This window comes from Thermobrachium celere DSM 8682, from assembly GCF_000430995.1.
In the GTDB taxonomy this organism is placed as follows: Bacteria; Bacillota; Clostridia; order Clostridiales; family Caloramatoraceae; genus Thermobrachium; species Thermobrachium celere.
Window position 1 is genome coordinate 115,056 of the sequence record NZ_HF952022.1, and the last position, 14,633, is coordinate 129,688.

The 14,633-nt window shown below is 30.0% G+C and carries 14 protein-coding genes and 2 tRNA genes; 11 read left to right on the forward strand and 5 right to left on the reverse strand.

Annotated elements, in window-relative coordinates:
* Positions 1-8: 8 nt before the first annotated feature.
* Both TCEL_RS10995 and TCEL_RS11000 read left to right on the forward strand, forming a co-directional pair.
* Positions 9-1,688, forward strand: a complete 1,680-nt coding sequence (locus TCEL_RS10995) for a sensor domain-containing diguanylate cyclase (protein WP_018664293.1) — start codon at positions 9-11, stop codon at positions 1,686-1,688.
* 74 nt (positions 1,689-1,762) lie between these two features.
* Positions 1,763-2,443, forward strand: a complete 681-nt coding sequence (locus TCEL_RS11000) for a phosphatase PAP2 family protein (RefSeq protein WP_018664295.1) — start codon at positions 1,763-1,765, stop codon at positions 2,441-2,443.
* Positions 2,444-2,458: 15 nt separating this feature from the next.
* On the opposite strand, the gene TCEL_RS11005 is transcribed toward TCEL_RS11000, so the two are convergent.
* Complete coding sequence (locus TCEL_RS11005; RefSeq protein WP_040684046.1) at positions 2,459-4,321, reverse strand: SpoIID/LytB domain-containing protein; 1,863 nt, start codon at positions 4,319-4,321, stop codon at positions 2,459-2,461.
* A gap of 12 nt (positions 4,322-4,333) precedes the next feature.
* Complete coding sequence (locus tag TCEL_RS11010) at positions 4,334-5,158, reverse strand: Nif3-like dinuclear metal center hexameric protein (RefSeq protein WP_018664298.1); 825 nt, start codon at positions 5,156-5,158, stop codon at positions 4,334-4,336.
* 111 nt (positions 5,159-5,269) lie between these two features.
* Between TCEL_RS11010 and TCEL_RS11015 the strand changes: the two genes are divergently transcribed.
* From TCEL_RS11015 to TCEL_RS11040, 6 genes are all read left to right on the forward strand, one after another.
* Positions 5,270-6,292 (forward strand): YkvI family membrane protein, encoded by a 1,023-nt coding sequence (locus TCEL_RS11015; RefSeq protein ID WP_018664300.1) that lies wholly within the window; start codon positions 5,270-5,272, stop codon positions 6,290-6,292.
* Between the two features lie 58 nt (positions 6,293-6,350).
* Positions 6,351-7,469, forward strand: coding sequence for a hypothetical protein (locus tag TCEL_RS11020; RefSeq protein WP_018664302.1), 1,119 nt, complete (start codon positions 6,351-6,353; stop codon positions 7,467-7,469).
* Between the two features lie 359 nt (positions 7,470-7,828).
* The gene (locus TCEL_RS11025) at positions 7,829-8,938 is read left to right on the forward strand and encodes an ABC transporter ATP-binding protein (protein WP_018664304.1); all 1,110 of its coding nucleotides are present in this window, start codon (positions 7,829-7,831) and stop codon (positions 8,936-8,938) included.
* Between the two features lie 13 nt (positions 8,939-8,951).
* Complete coding sequence (locus TCEL_RS11030; protein ID WP_018664306.1) at positions 8,952-9,878, forward strand: PucR family transcriptional regulator; 927 nt, start codon at positions 8,952-8,954, stop codon at positions 9,876-9,878.
* Between the two features lie 5 nt (positions 9,879-9,883).
* Positions 9,884-10,900, forward strand: coding sequence for a LacI family DNA-binding transcriptional regulator (locus tag TCEL_RS11035; protein ID WP_018664307.1), 1,017 nt, complete (start codon positions 9,884-9,886; stop codon positions 10,898-10,900).
* A gap of 38 nt (positions 10,901-10,938) precedes the next feature.
* Positions 10,939-11,643 carry a 2-phosphosulfolactate phosphatase gene (locus tag TCEL_RS11040; protein ID WP_018664309.1) on the forward strand — a complete coding sequence of 235 codons (705 nt, stop codon included), beginning with the start codon at positions 10,939-10,941 and terminating at the stop codon, positions 11,641-11,643.
* 39 nt (positions 11,644-11,682) lie between these two features.
* Here TCEL_RS11040 and TCEL_RS11045 read toward each other — a convergent pair whose 3' ends face one another.
* Together TCEL_RS11045 and TCEL_RS11050 are read right to left on the reverse strand one after the other, a co-directional pair.
* Positions 11,683-12,855, reverse strand: a complete 1,173-nt coding sequence (locus tag TCEL_RS11045) for a class I SAM-dependent rRNA methyltransferase (RefSeq protein WP_018664311.1) — start codon at positions 12,853-12,855, stop codon at positions 11,683-11,685.
* A 2-nt stretch (positions 12,856-12,857) separates the two neighbouring features.
* Entirely contained in the window at positions 12,858-13,217 is a 360-nt protein-coding gene (locus tag TCEL_RS11050; RefSeq protein ID WP_018664313.1) for a PilZ domain-containing protein, read from the reverse strand.
* Between the two features lie 111 nt (positions 13,218-13,328).
* On the opposite strand from TCEL_RS11050, the gene TCEL_RS11055 reads away from it, so the two are divergent.
* The 3 genes from TCEL_RS11055 to TCEL_RS11065 all read left to right on the forward strand — a co-directional run bounded on the left by TCEL_RS11055 (position 13,329) and on the right by TCEL_RS11065 (position 14,050).
* Positions 13,329-13,667, forward strand: coding sequence for a hypothetical protein (locus TCEL_RS11055; RefSeq protein ID WP_018664315.1), 339 nt, complete (start codon positions 13,329-13,331; stop codon positions 13,665-13,667).
* A 95-nt stretch (positions 13,668-13,762) separates the two neighbouring features.
* A tRNA-Pro gene (locus tag TCEL_RS11060) sits at positions 13,763-13,838 on the forward strand.
* A gap of 136 nt (positions 13,839-13,974) precedes the next feature.
* Positions 13,975-14,050 (forward strand) — tRNA-Pro (locus TCEL_RS11065).
* A gap of 26 nt (positions 14,051-14,076) precedes the next feature.
* Here the strand turns inward: TCEL_RS11065 and TCEL_RS11070 are convergent.
* Positions 14,077-14,574 (reverse strand): 4Fe-4S binding protein, encoded by a 498-nt coding sequence (locus tag TCEL_RS11070; RefSeq protein WP_018664317.1) that lies wholly within the window; start codon positions 14,572-14,574, stop codon positions 14,077-14,079.
* Positions 14,575-14,633 lie beyond the last annotated feature (59 nt).

Consider the following 14,633-nt stretch of genomic DNA (forward strand, 5'->3'; position numbering starts at 1 on the left):
AGGTTGGGATGAATAGAAGGTATAGCAATTTAATGTTAATTTTAGGAATTATACTATTTCTTAATTCTTTAAGGTTTTTCAACCTTACTTTATCTAATGAAGTAGTTTTTTGGATTGCAGTTTTATCTGCTGTAATCATGGATTTATCCCTCCTATATATTGGGGAATTAAAGGTTGAATTTACAGAAACAATAACTGTATTTATATACTTATTTTTTGGGGTATATGTAGCGATTGTTTTTGAATTTATATATACCCTTTTAGGTTCTGTTTTAAGTTATTTTATTATTAAACGTAAATTTGAATTTAGTAGACATTTGTTGAATGCATCAATGTTTTCGTTAATAACTTTTTTATCTGGTAATTTTGTTAATTATATAAGAATGAATATACGTGTACCTTATATAACAACTTTAATTATTTCAGCCTTGTTGTTTGATTTTGTATTTTTAGTTCTAAATATTATTTTTATAACTATCGATAAAACTTTAGAGGATAAGGAATTCTTCTCAATAAAGAACTTTGACCTAGATATTATATTGATTAATTTAATTGTTTCTACTGTACTTTCAGTTATTTTATATGTTATATATGGTGCTATAGGATTATCGGGTTTAATTTTGGTTTTTGGGGTGTTAATTATTACTCATTATGTTTTTTACTTGTATAATAAATTGAATTTTAAAGCAGTTTTAATTAAGAAGCTTCTTAATGCTACTGAGGATATAATTAAATATGGTGATTTAAAGGAAAAGAGTGATCACTTGCTTTTAAATTTAAAAGAGATAATACCATATGAAATTGCTTCTTTGTATTTTTTTGATTCAAAGAATGATGAAACATCTTTTCCAATTTCCTATTATTCATCATATCCTATAGATATTGGAGATTTAAGTATAGATCTTAAAAGTGGAGTTACATTTAAGGTTGTAAGTAAAGGAAGTATATATGTAAGCAAAAATATAAAAAAGGATAGCAATATTAAAATTACAGGAAGACTTTTTACTCTGATTGATGCGGCGGTATTTGTTCCTATTAAAATTGATAATGATATTAGGGGATTAATATTTATAGGTGGAAAGTCTAATTTAGTAGATTTTCTTTCTCAGGATACAAATGACATACTAAATATTTTATCAAGGCAGATGTCTCTTGCATTGTTAAATTATGATTATATGTCAGCAATTAAAAAAGAGGCTGAAACAGATGCACTAACAGGATTGAATAATAGAAGGGTATTTGATAAAGAAATAAATAATCTTGTTAAGTTGAATAATAGATTCTCTTTAGTTATATATGATATAGATGATTTTAAAAAGGTTAACGATACCTATGGACATTTAGTAGGAGATGCAGTTTTAAAACATGTAGCTAATATAGTGAAACGTTCGGTTAGAAAAACGGATATTGTATGTAGGTACGGTGGAGAAGAGATAGTTATATTATTTAAGGACTTATCTAAAGAGGATGCGTATATAATTTCTGAAAGAATAAGAAAACAAATTGAGTTTTCTCAAGTATTTGTTTTTGGTAGGGTAGTTAAGATTACTGTTTCAGGAGGGGTAGCGTCCTTCCCTGAAGATGGAAAGACTTCAAAAGAGATAATAGAAAAGGCTGATGAAATACTGTACAGTGAATGTAAAAATAAGGGTAAGAATAGGGTTTGTATGTATCCAAATATGGTGTAAAATTTATAATAAGTTAATAAATAAAAATGGAAAATTTATGTATAATATATATAGGAATAGAAAGGGGGAAGAATATGGTTGTAAAAATAAAGGCATTATTAATGGATGCATATAAAGATTATAAAAATGTAGCTATTAGACTTATGCTACTTATGTCTATAGCTGTTCAATCAAAGATATATGTGCTTTTAAATAACTACAGAGGAAAAGTATATCATATTCAATCCCCCATAGATCTAATAATACCCTTTAATAAATATTTTGTTATACCTTATTTATTCTGGTATATTTATTTAGGATTTATATTTTTCTACTATGCAGTTTATGATGAAAAGAAATATTATAAATTATTAGCGGGCGTAAATGTAGGAATGATGATCTGCTTTATTATATATTATTTTTTCCCAACATATGTCCCAAGGCCCAATGTTTATGGTGAAGATATTTTTTCGGATTTAATGAGGTTTATTTATAAAAAGGATAATCCTTATAATTGTTTTCCAAGCATACATGTTTTAGATTCAGTATTGTTTGCGGTATATGTAAATAAAGATGAATTTATTGAGCTCAAATATAAGTTATATTCATCTGCTATATCCTTTTCTATAATAATATCAACTATGTTTGTAAAGCAGCATTATTTTTATGATGCTGTATCAGCGACTATTTTAGCTTATTCTATATACGTGGTATTTAACTATAGAGAATTTGTTGAATTCTTTAAAAGAAGAGTATTTGCTTATATAAAAGAATAGCACGCAAAGAACGTGCTATTCTATTTTTATGGTATTTAAATCTGCAAATTCAATATCCTTATAGAATGTAGTAAGAATTGTTCTATAGTCTTTTCCTATTCTTGAGCTTTCTATTAACCCATATTGGCTCATTCCAACTCCATGACCGTATCCTCCGCCATAAATTGTAATAGAAGTTAATCTATTAGATTTGAATTCTCTATCGATACTAAAAAAGGCAGAAGGAAGGCTTTCGAAATTTTTAATCGGTTCACCGCGAAGTCTGGTTAAAAGAATTTTATCCATTGTTTTTAAAGGTGTAACTAATTTTTTTATTATCCTTGAGCCAACTATTTTATAAGTTCCTGTTTCAGAAATAATAGTAAGCTCACTGACTAAACCAGAAGGAGTATGTTTTGATATATAAATATCTTGAATTTGACCAATTCCTTGGGGTGATATTTTTGTTTTAATATATATGTTAAATAACCATTTCTTTTTAAAGGATGTTGGAGAATTTAAGTAAGATTCATATATATTTTGATTTATTATTGTGTTTAGCTGTTTTGAAGATAGTGTATATTTCCATCTAAAATATGGTGAGGCAGAATCAATTGCATTTACTGTCCAGTCTTTAAAGAAGCTTAATGCATCTACATCATTTGTTAAATCCTTTATTTGTTTGTCTGTAAAATTGTTAAAGGTTAAGTAAGGTTTTGAAGTTTTATCTGACCAAACTTCATCGTATGATGCACCAAATCCACAGGATGTAGAATAATATTTTGCATCTATTATTTTATTTTTATAGGTCATAACTAAATTTTGAGTGCTTTGTACAGCTTCTTTAACTAGATCATTTGTAGGTTGACTGTTGTATACTTGTGACAAAGTTGAATCATCCACATGAAAACCATATCCTTCAAATCTTCCAGATAGCATGTCAGATATTGCATATGTTCTTGCTGCTATTGCTTGAGCTTTATAGCCCTCTATTCCTGCAGAATAAGGAACTTCTGAAGGAACTACAAATCGTATATAATCTTCCATTTGTACTACATTTATTATATTAAAACCTTCAGAGTTAAGTTTTATTTCCAAATATCCAGGATAAGTTGGGATGTAGCTTATATTGTTAATCTGTTTTTCCATGTATAATAGTGAATTTTTAACTCCAAATACTTTAACTGGTCTGTTTGTTTCTAGTAATTTTGAAATTAACTTTCCTTCTTTATCTAGCACATTTAAAACCAATACTTCTTTTTTAAATGTTATTTGAAGTTTATTTTCTTTTGGTATATTGTAATTTTGATCATCTGCTATTAATTCTAATCCTCTTTTTGAATATAGCCTTACTTCACCGTGATTGTAATTAGAATTATTGTTTTGAGAAATGCCAACTCTTATAGTATCGAGTTTAGGTGGAGATTCTATTACAATCAATTGAATTTTGTTCTGTGAATTAAAATAATACTTATATCCGGAATTTCCGACGACAAAGAAGTTTTTTGATACTTTTTGGGGTTTACCATCCTTTAAAAATATAAAACTTAACGTTTTTTCTTTACTGTATTTTGTATCATTAATTTCTATTACATCACCTTTAAGAGAATTAAATGTGCCGTCTATAAATTTTGCAGGAGTTATTTCTTTGATGAATATACCTTTAAATTTTATGTTATAGCACTGCACTTGAGGGTTAAATTTATCCTTTGGAATGGAAAGGCTTTTAGAATCATTTCCTATGAATAACTCAACATCGTAGTTCTTCTTTTTTTCCTTAAAGCTTACTACTAAGCCACATTCAATAGACTGTTCTTTGTAAAAAAGGAAGTAATATACCATATATAAAATGCAAGTAATAATTATAAAAAATAATAAATATCTTTTAATTTTCTTCAAAAAACACCACCCCTATCTGATGATGCCACTTACTGCAGTAACTTCTAAACCTATTTTTTCAAGTTCGTTTATAAGTATATTTATTCCAATAGAATCTGATGGCATATGCCCAGCTACTATTACGTTTCCAATGTTTTGTTCTATGACTGCATCTCTTACATCATCAGGCATATGCATGCAGATGATTGTTCCTACTCCTGCATCAAAATAAGCTTTAAATACATTTTTACCTCCATTTGTTCCACCGGCCATAAGTACAGCTATTTTACCAGCATAGTCATCTTGTGAACCTACTCTTATTACAGGTTTTACTGGAGATTTTTGATATTCTGGTATTTCCATTAGTACATCTAATACATTTTTTAAGGTGGCTTTTGGGTTGTTGTTAAGCCTACTATTTATATGGTTTTGAACAAAGTTTTCTGTAATGATATCACAAGGCATATGTATGTTCATATATGGCATATTTAATAGCTTTGCAAAGGATTGTACCCTATCGAAATTTCTTGGGTGGGATGCTCTTTCTAAAGAATTTATTTTTTCTCTTAGGGCCTTTTGTGCTTTATTTATAGGAACTCCAAACTCAACCATTTTATCTATTTGCCTATTTAATACATGGTGAAAGTTAATATCGGGCATACCTGTATGAGGATGATGGCTTATTACAAGATCATATCCTAGTTCTTTTGCTAAAAGAAGCTCTGGAGTATCCATATCTATACCAATAAGTACTTTTTTAATATTATTACCTTCTACAATTATTCCTGAATCATGAGGTATTTCATCAAGTCCTGCAAGTTTTAAAGCAAGGTTCATAATATCAGAAGTAGAAACCATAAAAAGACCTCCTTTTAGATATTCCTATATAATTTTACCAAATATTTAGTGTAATTAACAGTTAATTTCAAGAATAAAATTTAAAAGAATTATTAAATGGGAGGAGTTTCTGTGAAGGAGGAATTAAAAGTTGCTGCAGTTTTTATAGGAACAATAATAGGAGCAGGTTTAGCATCAGGTCAAGAGATACTTCAGTTTTTTTCAAGATTTGGTAGAGGCAGTTTTATTGGTATTCTAATTTGTTTTATACTCTACATATTATTATCCTTTATATTTATAAATATGGCATATAAAAAAAGATTCAATAGTTATAACGACCTTGTAGACTATTGTTTAGGGAAAAAACTGGGGTTTATAGCTGATTGGATCATAACTATATTTATATTTTTTAGTAACACCATAATGATATCAGGTGGCGGAGCAATGCTTAATGAATATATTGGTATAGATAAAAGATATGGAATATTTATAATGGCAATTGTTTCTTTTTTGGTTGCTCTTTTCTCTACGAATGGAGTTATTGCAATAAACTCAATTATAGTTCCTCTATCAACCTTTATAGTTTTAATACTTGGATTTTTTGTTTTTGAAGAAAATAGTATTAATATAACACTTCCTTTATTTAATAATGAAAACGTATATGGTTCAGCCATTATATATGCATGCTTTAATTTTATGACAGCGATAGGAGTTTTATATCCAATGGCTAGGGAAGTAAAAAGTAGGGAGAGTTTTGTTAAAGGGTGTATTTTAGGAAGTATTGTTTTAACACTGTTAGGTTTAATTATAAACTATAACATATTAACTTACTATCCAGCAAGTTTTAATAGTGAAATTCCCAATTTATATGTGGCTAAAAATCATGGGCCTCTTTTACCTTTATATTTAACAGTTATTATATGGCTTGAGATGTTTACAACTGAAGTTGGGTGTTTATATAGTTTATCAAAGAGGATGCAAAACGTTTTAAATAAGAGTTATTTTTACTGTCTTTTAACTATACTTTTAATATCAATTCCATTTTCTTTTATTGGATTTTCAAACCTTATAAAAATGTTTTATCCGCCCTTTGGTTTAATAAGCATGTTAATACTTTTAATTGGAGTTATTAAGTATGTCATATTAAGAAAATAGAATTAAAAAAATATAACTACAAATACTAATTATAAAATACTAAAGATGGGTGATGTGTATGAAAAGGTTAGTGTTTATTGTTTTAGCTATATTTATAATAGTTTTTCCTTCCTGTAGTAGTAAAAGTAAAAATGAAGAAAAGAAAAATGAAAATAAAGAACAGGTTATGAAGATAGACCAAAAGCAGGCATCAACTTTTATTGACAACTATTTAAGATATGTTTTAAAGGGAGATTATTCAAACCTATCAGGATATTATAGTGAAAAGTTAAAATCATCAATACAGGAGGTTAAACCTCAATCTAATCCAAGGCCTGTTGCGTTTAAGATTAGTGAAGGAGAATTTGAAAAGGATAAGGCTGAGTTTAAAGTGACTATATTTAATGCCTATGATAATAAGCCATATTTTTCAGTAGATTTTTTTAAATATGGCATTATAATGGAAAATGACAAAATGTTAATCGATTCCATAGACAAGGAAAACTCTATAGAAATATACGAACAGGATAAAAGTTTATTTAAACGTGATAAAGATTCTGGTAAATCTGAAAAGATATTCACATTAAAGGATTTACCTCCTTTTGTTTATTCTAAACAGACAGTTCGCGAACAAAAATATCAGGTTCCAAAGCAGATGTTTGGACCATGTGCAGTAAGTGAAGATGGTAAGTCAATTTTAGTAAGTAGCATAGGTACAGATAGTTATTTAGGTTATATAAAAATAACAGAAACCAAAGAAGCATTCAAAGTGGCACAGGGAGAGGAGGAAAAAAAGCAGGATTCTGGAAAGGCACAAGGGGAAGAGGAACAGACAAAAGAGGAGGAATCTAAAGAAACAAAAACAACTTTTACTATAAAGGATATAGACTTTTATTTCAATTCTACAATAACATCAATAATATTTTCTCCAAATGGTCAAAATTTGGTTGTAGAGGTTAAGGACAAGAATGGAATGTCTTATTTAAATTTATATAGTGTATCTGGTGAAAAATTAGATTTAAAACTTGAGAGAAGATTTCCTAAAGATAGATTTTCTTTAACTAAACCATATTTTGTGTCGGAAAATGAGGTAGTTTTTACAGTTATTCCGTCAAAAAATGCAACAGATGAAGAGAGTAAATTAAAGGGAGATTGGATGGTAGAAATACAAAAAGGTGATATAAACCAGATAAAATAAGGTTCTTTATGGGTTGTTCTTGTAATATTATTTACTATAATATATAATTAAATTTAAAGAAAATTAAGAAAAATGAAGAGGGGTGTTATTATGGTGGGCAGGGGCAGCAAGGTTGTCAGCTTGAAGCTGTGGAGACTTAAGCGTAAGTACAGGGGGGTAATCAATTTTTTCCAGTTTATTAAGAATCTATTTATAAGAAAAGATCGAAGTAACAAAGGGCAAGATATAAATTTTAAGAAACCTGTAAATAATTAAGTTTGTTTAAAATGTACAAACTATTCATATATCTTTGCCATACTAAAAAATACTTAAAAATTATAAAATAATAAAAAAAGAAAAGATACTTGAGGGGGAATAGTATGGCAAAGGTTGTATTAAAAAACATTTACAAAATTTATCCAGGCAATGTAGCTGCGGTTAAAGATGTTAATTTAGATATTGAAGATAAAGAATTTATAGTTCTAGTTGGACCATCAGGATGTGGAAAGTCAACTACACTTAGAATGATTGCAGGTCTAGAAGAAATATCATCAGGTGAGTTATATATTGGAGATAAGCTTTGCAACGATGTTCCACCAAAGGATAGAGATATAGCGATGGTTTTCCAAAACTATGCACTTTATCCTCACATGACTGTATATGAAAATATGGCATTTGGACTTAAATTAAGAAAGGTACCAAAGGATGAAATAGATAGAAAGGTTAGAGAAGCTGCTAGAATACTTGATATAGAACATTTACTTGAAAGAAAGCCAAAGGCATTATCAGGTGGACAAAGACAAAGAGTTGCTCTAGGTAGAGCAATAGTTAGAGAGCCAAAGGTATTCTTAATGGACGAACCATTATCAAACCTTGATGCTAAACTTAGAGTTCAAATGAGAACAGAAATATTAAAACTTCACAAGAGATTAAATACAACATTCATATATGTTACACATGACCAAACAGAAGCAATGACAATGGGAACAAGAATAGTTGTTATGAAGGATGGAGTTGTTCAACAAGTAGATACTCCAAGGAGAATTTATGATCATCCAGCAAATATGTTCGTTGCAGGATTCATTGGAAGCCCACAAATGAACTTTATAAATAGCAAGATAGTTGAAGAAGGCGGAAACTTATTTGTTGTATTTGGTTCAACAAAACTTCCAATACCAGAAGATAAGGCTAAGGTAGTAAGAGAAAAGGGATATGTAGGTAAGGAAGTTGTATTTGGTATAAGACCAGAGCATATTGATGATAGTACAGACTTCCTAACTGAGTTTAAAGATAGTATAATAGAAGCAAAGGTTGAAGTTATGGAACATATGGGTTCAGAAACATACTTATATTTAGTATGTGAAGACAACAATATAGTTGCAAGAGTTGAACCAACAACTAAAGCTAAAGTTGATGCTAATGTTAAGGTTGCTGTTAACATGAATAAGATGCATTTATTTGATAAAGAAACAGAAAAAGCTATATTATAAGGAGAGGGTTAGGATGGCATTCTGCGATAATATAAAAACAGCATTGAAGGTTAATGTCTCACTTTATGATTTAAATGGAAATTTGATTGAAGGAGATAATTTAGGATTTAGGTTTGTTGATGAAGTAGAGTTTATAGATGGATTTACCTATATCAATTTATCAAAATATATTTTAGTTATTTCTAAAATAATATCGCAGGATGCTATAGGTTTAGTTAAGATGCTTATTATGTCTAGTTTAGAAGAGGCTGCAGGAGTAATGCAGCCTCTTGAATATATTTTAAAGAATGATGTTTCTAAGGAAAGCTTAAAGGGGCGTTTTGTTGATTATAGTGTATTATACATAAAATCTAAAAACTATATACAAGATTTATTAGAAAGTATATATGAATCTACAGAGACAAGTATTGTGGAAGATGATGAAGGCATATACATAGTTAAGGTTGTTGAGGATTTAGAACAGGAGGCCCAGTCTATTATAGATGGAGTATCCCAAGAGACCGGATCAAGTTTAATAATAGGTGCAAGCAGGAGGGTTTGTGCAGGATATACAATTAAAGATGCAGCAGAACATGCAAAGGCAGCAGCAAGTTTAGCTAACCTATTAGGATTTAAAGAAGGATTTTATCATATTGATAAGATGTTAATGTATGGTATACTATATTCTTGTAATGATAAAGATGTAGAATTTTATATGAACGGTGGCTTTAGTGGTTTTTATGATGTTATTAAAGATAAAGAGCTTTTAGATACTGCAGAGGAACTATTTAAATGTCATTTAAATGTTAGTGAAGCTTCTAGGAAGCTTTATTTACATAGAAATACTTTGTTATATAGGCTTGAAAAAATAAAAAATTTGACAGGATTAGATATTAAAAAATTTGAAGAAGCTGTTATTTTTAGAACTGTTGTTGCACTTTATAAATTAAAAAGGAGATAGGGAATATGGTTACGATTAAAGAGGTAGCTGAAAAGGCTGGAGTCTCTCCCTCAACTGTTTCAAGAGTAATTTCTGATAGTCCAAGAATTAGTGAAGAAACAAAGGAAAGAGTAAGAAAGGTAATGAAGGAGTTAGGATATCATCCTAATGCTATAGCAAGAAGTCTTGTAAGTAGAACTACAAATACTATAGGAATTGTTATGCCAAGAGCTGCAGATGAAGTATTTTTAAACCCATTCTTTCCAGAGGCCTTAAGAGGTATTGCAAAATGTACACATCAAGAAGGATATTGTATGCTAATAACTACAGGAAATACTGATGAAGAGCAACTTGAGTCATTAAAAACTGTTGTTAATGGTGGAAGAGTAGATGGGCTTATTTTAATGTATTCAAAAATAAATGATCCTATATTGAAGGCAGTAAAAAAAATGCATGTACCATTTGTTATGATAGGTAGACCGCCTAAGAAGGAAGATTTGGATTTTGTTGATAACGACAATGTAGAGGCAGCATTTAATGCTACTGAATACTTAATTAGAATGGGTCATAGAAGAATTGGATTAATTAATGGTTCTTTAAATCTAGTTGTTTCAATCGATAGATTTGAAGGATATAAAAGGGCACTTAAAAAATACAATATAGACATAGATGAATCTATTATAACCTCTAGTGAGTTTGTACAAGAAGGCGGATACGAAGGAATGAAAAAGATACTAAAGAGTCCTAAACCACCAACGGCTATAATTACAACAGATGATTTAATGGCATTTGGTGCTATTAAAGCTGCTAAAGATATGGGAGTTAAGATTCCACAAGACATTTCTATTATGAGTTTCAATAATATTCCTCTTTCTGAATTTGCCACTCCACCACTGACTTCTGTTGAAATTAATGCATATACTTTAGGTTATGAGGCAGCAAAGATTGTTATTGATAAGCTTAAGGGAAGATGTAGTGAAACAGTAAGTAAAGTATTAAAAACACACATAATACATAGGCAATCAATAGTAGAAAATAGATAGACTAAGGGGGAAACCCGTTATTTTTAGAAGGTGGTAAAATGAATATAAATTTATATCCTGATGTTTCAAGTATAAAAGAGGAGAATTTAAAGGGAAATACAGTAGTTGTAATAGATGTTTTAAGGGCTACATCAGTAATTACAACTGCTCTTTATAATGGATGTTTGGAGGTTGTACCTGTACTTGAGGTTCATGAGGCATTATCATTAAAAGGTGAGAATGTAATTTTAGGAGGAGAAAGAAAAGGGCTAAAAATTGAAGGGTTTGATTTTTCTAACTCTCCTCTTGAATACACAAAGGATAAGGTTGAAGGTAAAAGGCTTATATTTACTACAACCAATGGAACAAAGGCTATTGTAAGATCTAGATATTCAGATGAAATTTTTATAGGATGTATGTTGAATGCCAAGTTCTTAGCTGATTATATAGTAAAGCTTGGTAAGGATATTAGTATAGTTTGTGCAGGAACAAATGGAATATTTTCTATGGATGATTTTTTATGTGCAGGTAAAATTATCTATGAAATAAATAAATTAACAAAGGTTAATATGTCAGATTTTTCTTCATTAGCATATTTGACTTATATAAAAAATAAAGACAATGTTTTTGATTATTTAAAATATGCAAGTCATTATAGATACATGTTGTCCATTGGATTAGAGGAGGATATTAAATATTGTTTTCAAGAGGATATTTTAGATACAATACCATATTATAAAGATGGAAAAATAAAAAGAATATAAAAATCCCCCTTAGCGTTAGGGTATGCTAAGAGGGTTTTTTTATATTACTTGAAGTATCATAAACTTTAGATATAAAGTTTCGTCAGAATTAAATAGAACTGGATGGTCCTTTGATTGATTTCTGTATTCAACAAGTCTTAAGGTTCGTTTTGCGTCCTTTGCTGCATCCATTACAACTTCCATAAATAGTTCAGGATACATAAAATGTGAACAAGAACAGGTTACTAAAAATCCTCCTTCTTTAATCATTTTAAGTGCACGTAGATTTATTTCCTTATAACCTCTAATTGCTCCTTCAACTGCTGAACGTGACTTTGTAAATGCTGGAGGGTCCAATATAACTACATCGTATTTACGGCCTTCCTTTGCCCAAGTTTTTAAAACATCAAAGGCGTTATGTGCTTCAAATTTACATACGTTTTCAAGTCCATTGAGTTTAGCATTTCTTCTTGCAAATTCAACAGCGTGTTCAGAAACATCTATACCTAATACGCTTTTTGCGCCAAAATATCCTGCATGAAGTGAGAAAGAACCTGTATGACAAAAACAGTCAAGTACATCTGCATCCTTAACAATATCCTTGATAGCACGTCTATTTTCTTTTTGATCTAGGAAATAGCCTGTTTTTTGGCCATTTTCAACATCAACATAAAATTTAACACCGTTTTCTTCTGTTATTATTGTGGTGTCAAAAGGTTCGGTTAAAAAACCTTTGCATTGCTCTAAGCCTTCAAGTTCTCTAACAGGAACGTCACTTCTTTCATATATGCCTTTGGGGTTTAGTACTTCCTTTAATACCTTTACTATGGTATCCTTCCACTTTTCAATTCCAAGTGATAAAAATTGAACTACTAAGTAGTCACTGAACTTATCCACTATAAGAGCAGGAAGAAAGTCTGCCTCCCCGAATACAACTCTACATGAATTTGTTTCAATAACCTTCTGTCTGTAATTCCATGCATCAATTATCCTTTTTCTAAAAAATTCTTCGTTTATTTCCTCATCCTTATTTCTTGTCATAATTCTAATAGTTATTTGAGATTTTGGATTTATGTAGCCCTTTCCTATAAATTTTCCTTTATAGTTGTATACTTCTACTATATCACCAGGTTCGTAACTTCCTTCAATGTTTTCAATTTCGTTTTTAAAAACCCATGGATGTCCATCTTCAACCCTAAGTCCTTTTTTATATCCTAGAAAAACTTTTGCCATATCTAAACCTCCATGTTATTTGTGTGTTTTGTTATATATGTTCTTATTTTGTGTATATCTTCTAAATTCAATGCAATAAATTCACCGCCACAGAAGAAAAATCCATTTGAGCTTTTATTCCATCTAACCTTGACTAAGGCTCTAAAGGGTAGGTGATCTTCTATTCTAAGGAAAAATGTAATAAATGCATCCTTTGGTATAAAAAAATTTGATTTAAGAGCTATACCTGCTTCTGATATATCTACGGTATATAGTTTACAGTTATCAGAAAATAGTCTTTTTTCATTGTTATATATAACTGTAGGATAAAGTATTTCGCAATCGAATTTAACTCTTTTGTACCTTCTTTTTTCAACAACCACCCTATCTCCTCCCTTAAAGTTATTATACAAAAAATTTACTTAAATTAACACATTATTTTTTACATTATTAATTCATATATGCAAAAAATAAAATCAAAGGAGGTGTTTTGAATGTTACAGGCAGATTATATGCAAAGGCTACTACTTATAGCTTTAGCTAATATAGGTATAGTTATTGTAAGTTTTTTCATATTTTCTTTTGTTTTTTCGGGTGAGTGGAGACATAAGATATGGGAAAGGTACATTAGCTCATTTGCTAAATTTGTTGTTTATATATTTATAGTTAGTCTAGTCATAAATGTTTTAACTGCATGGGCTGTATATATGTTACAGCTTGATAGATATATAAATGTAATAGTACCTATGGTACAATCGTTAATAATAGGATTTGTTGCAGCGTGTGTTCCAAGACGTGGAGTATCATATAAAAGATATGGGGAGAAACAGTGATTATGTATAGGTGCCTAAAATTTAGGGCACCTATTAATTTGTTTTAAAAAACAGTTGCATTATTTTAAAATAGGTGATATAATAATACATGTCATCGGGGTGTGGCGCAGATGGGAGCGCGCGTGGTTTGGGACCATGAGGTCGCAGGTTCAATCCCTGTCACCCCGACCAAAGGGCTGCAAATTGCAGCCCTTTTTTATTTTGTATTTTAATTTGTTGTAGGTTGAGCATATTTTCAAAATTATATTAAGGTGCTATAATTAATGTAAATAGACTAAATTATAGAAAATATTATAGTATTTTACTTCGGGGCGTAGCGCAGATGGGAGCGCGTGTGGTTCGGGACCATAAGGTCGCAGGTTCAAGTCCTGTCGCCCCGACCAAAAAAATAATCCCCAAATGATGGGGATTAATTCTTTTGTGTTTGTAAATTAGGTATACTCTTTTTTACTTGTTTATCTATAAGGTCGCAAGCATGTCCCATAGGACAAACTTGACACCAGCTTCTTGGTTTAAATAGTATTCCAAGTATTATACCGACAAGGAGAGATAATGACATAAATCTAAAAAGTGCAAAACCTATTTTAGTTATGTTTCCTTTTGTATGAATCATGGCAAATGTAAGCATTGAGATCATAATTAAAAGAAGGATGTTCTTTGCTGTTTTGCTTCTTAAGAATGAAGGAAGAGTATTATTTAAAGATACATATTTTAAGAATTTACCTAGAAGGGAACCCCTAGGACAGTATTTTGAGCAGTGGATTTTTCCTCTTCCTCTTAAAGCATGATACATAGGTGCTGTCATACATACTATACCGAATAAACCAAATATAGGTTTAATTGCTGCAACTATAAGGAATGTTACTAATATAATCCAAGACCAATTTTGGTGGCTCTTCTTATTCATGCAGGTCACCTCCATAGAGATAATTTACATAGAATAATATACCCTATAGGGGTATATAA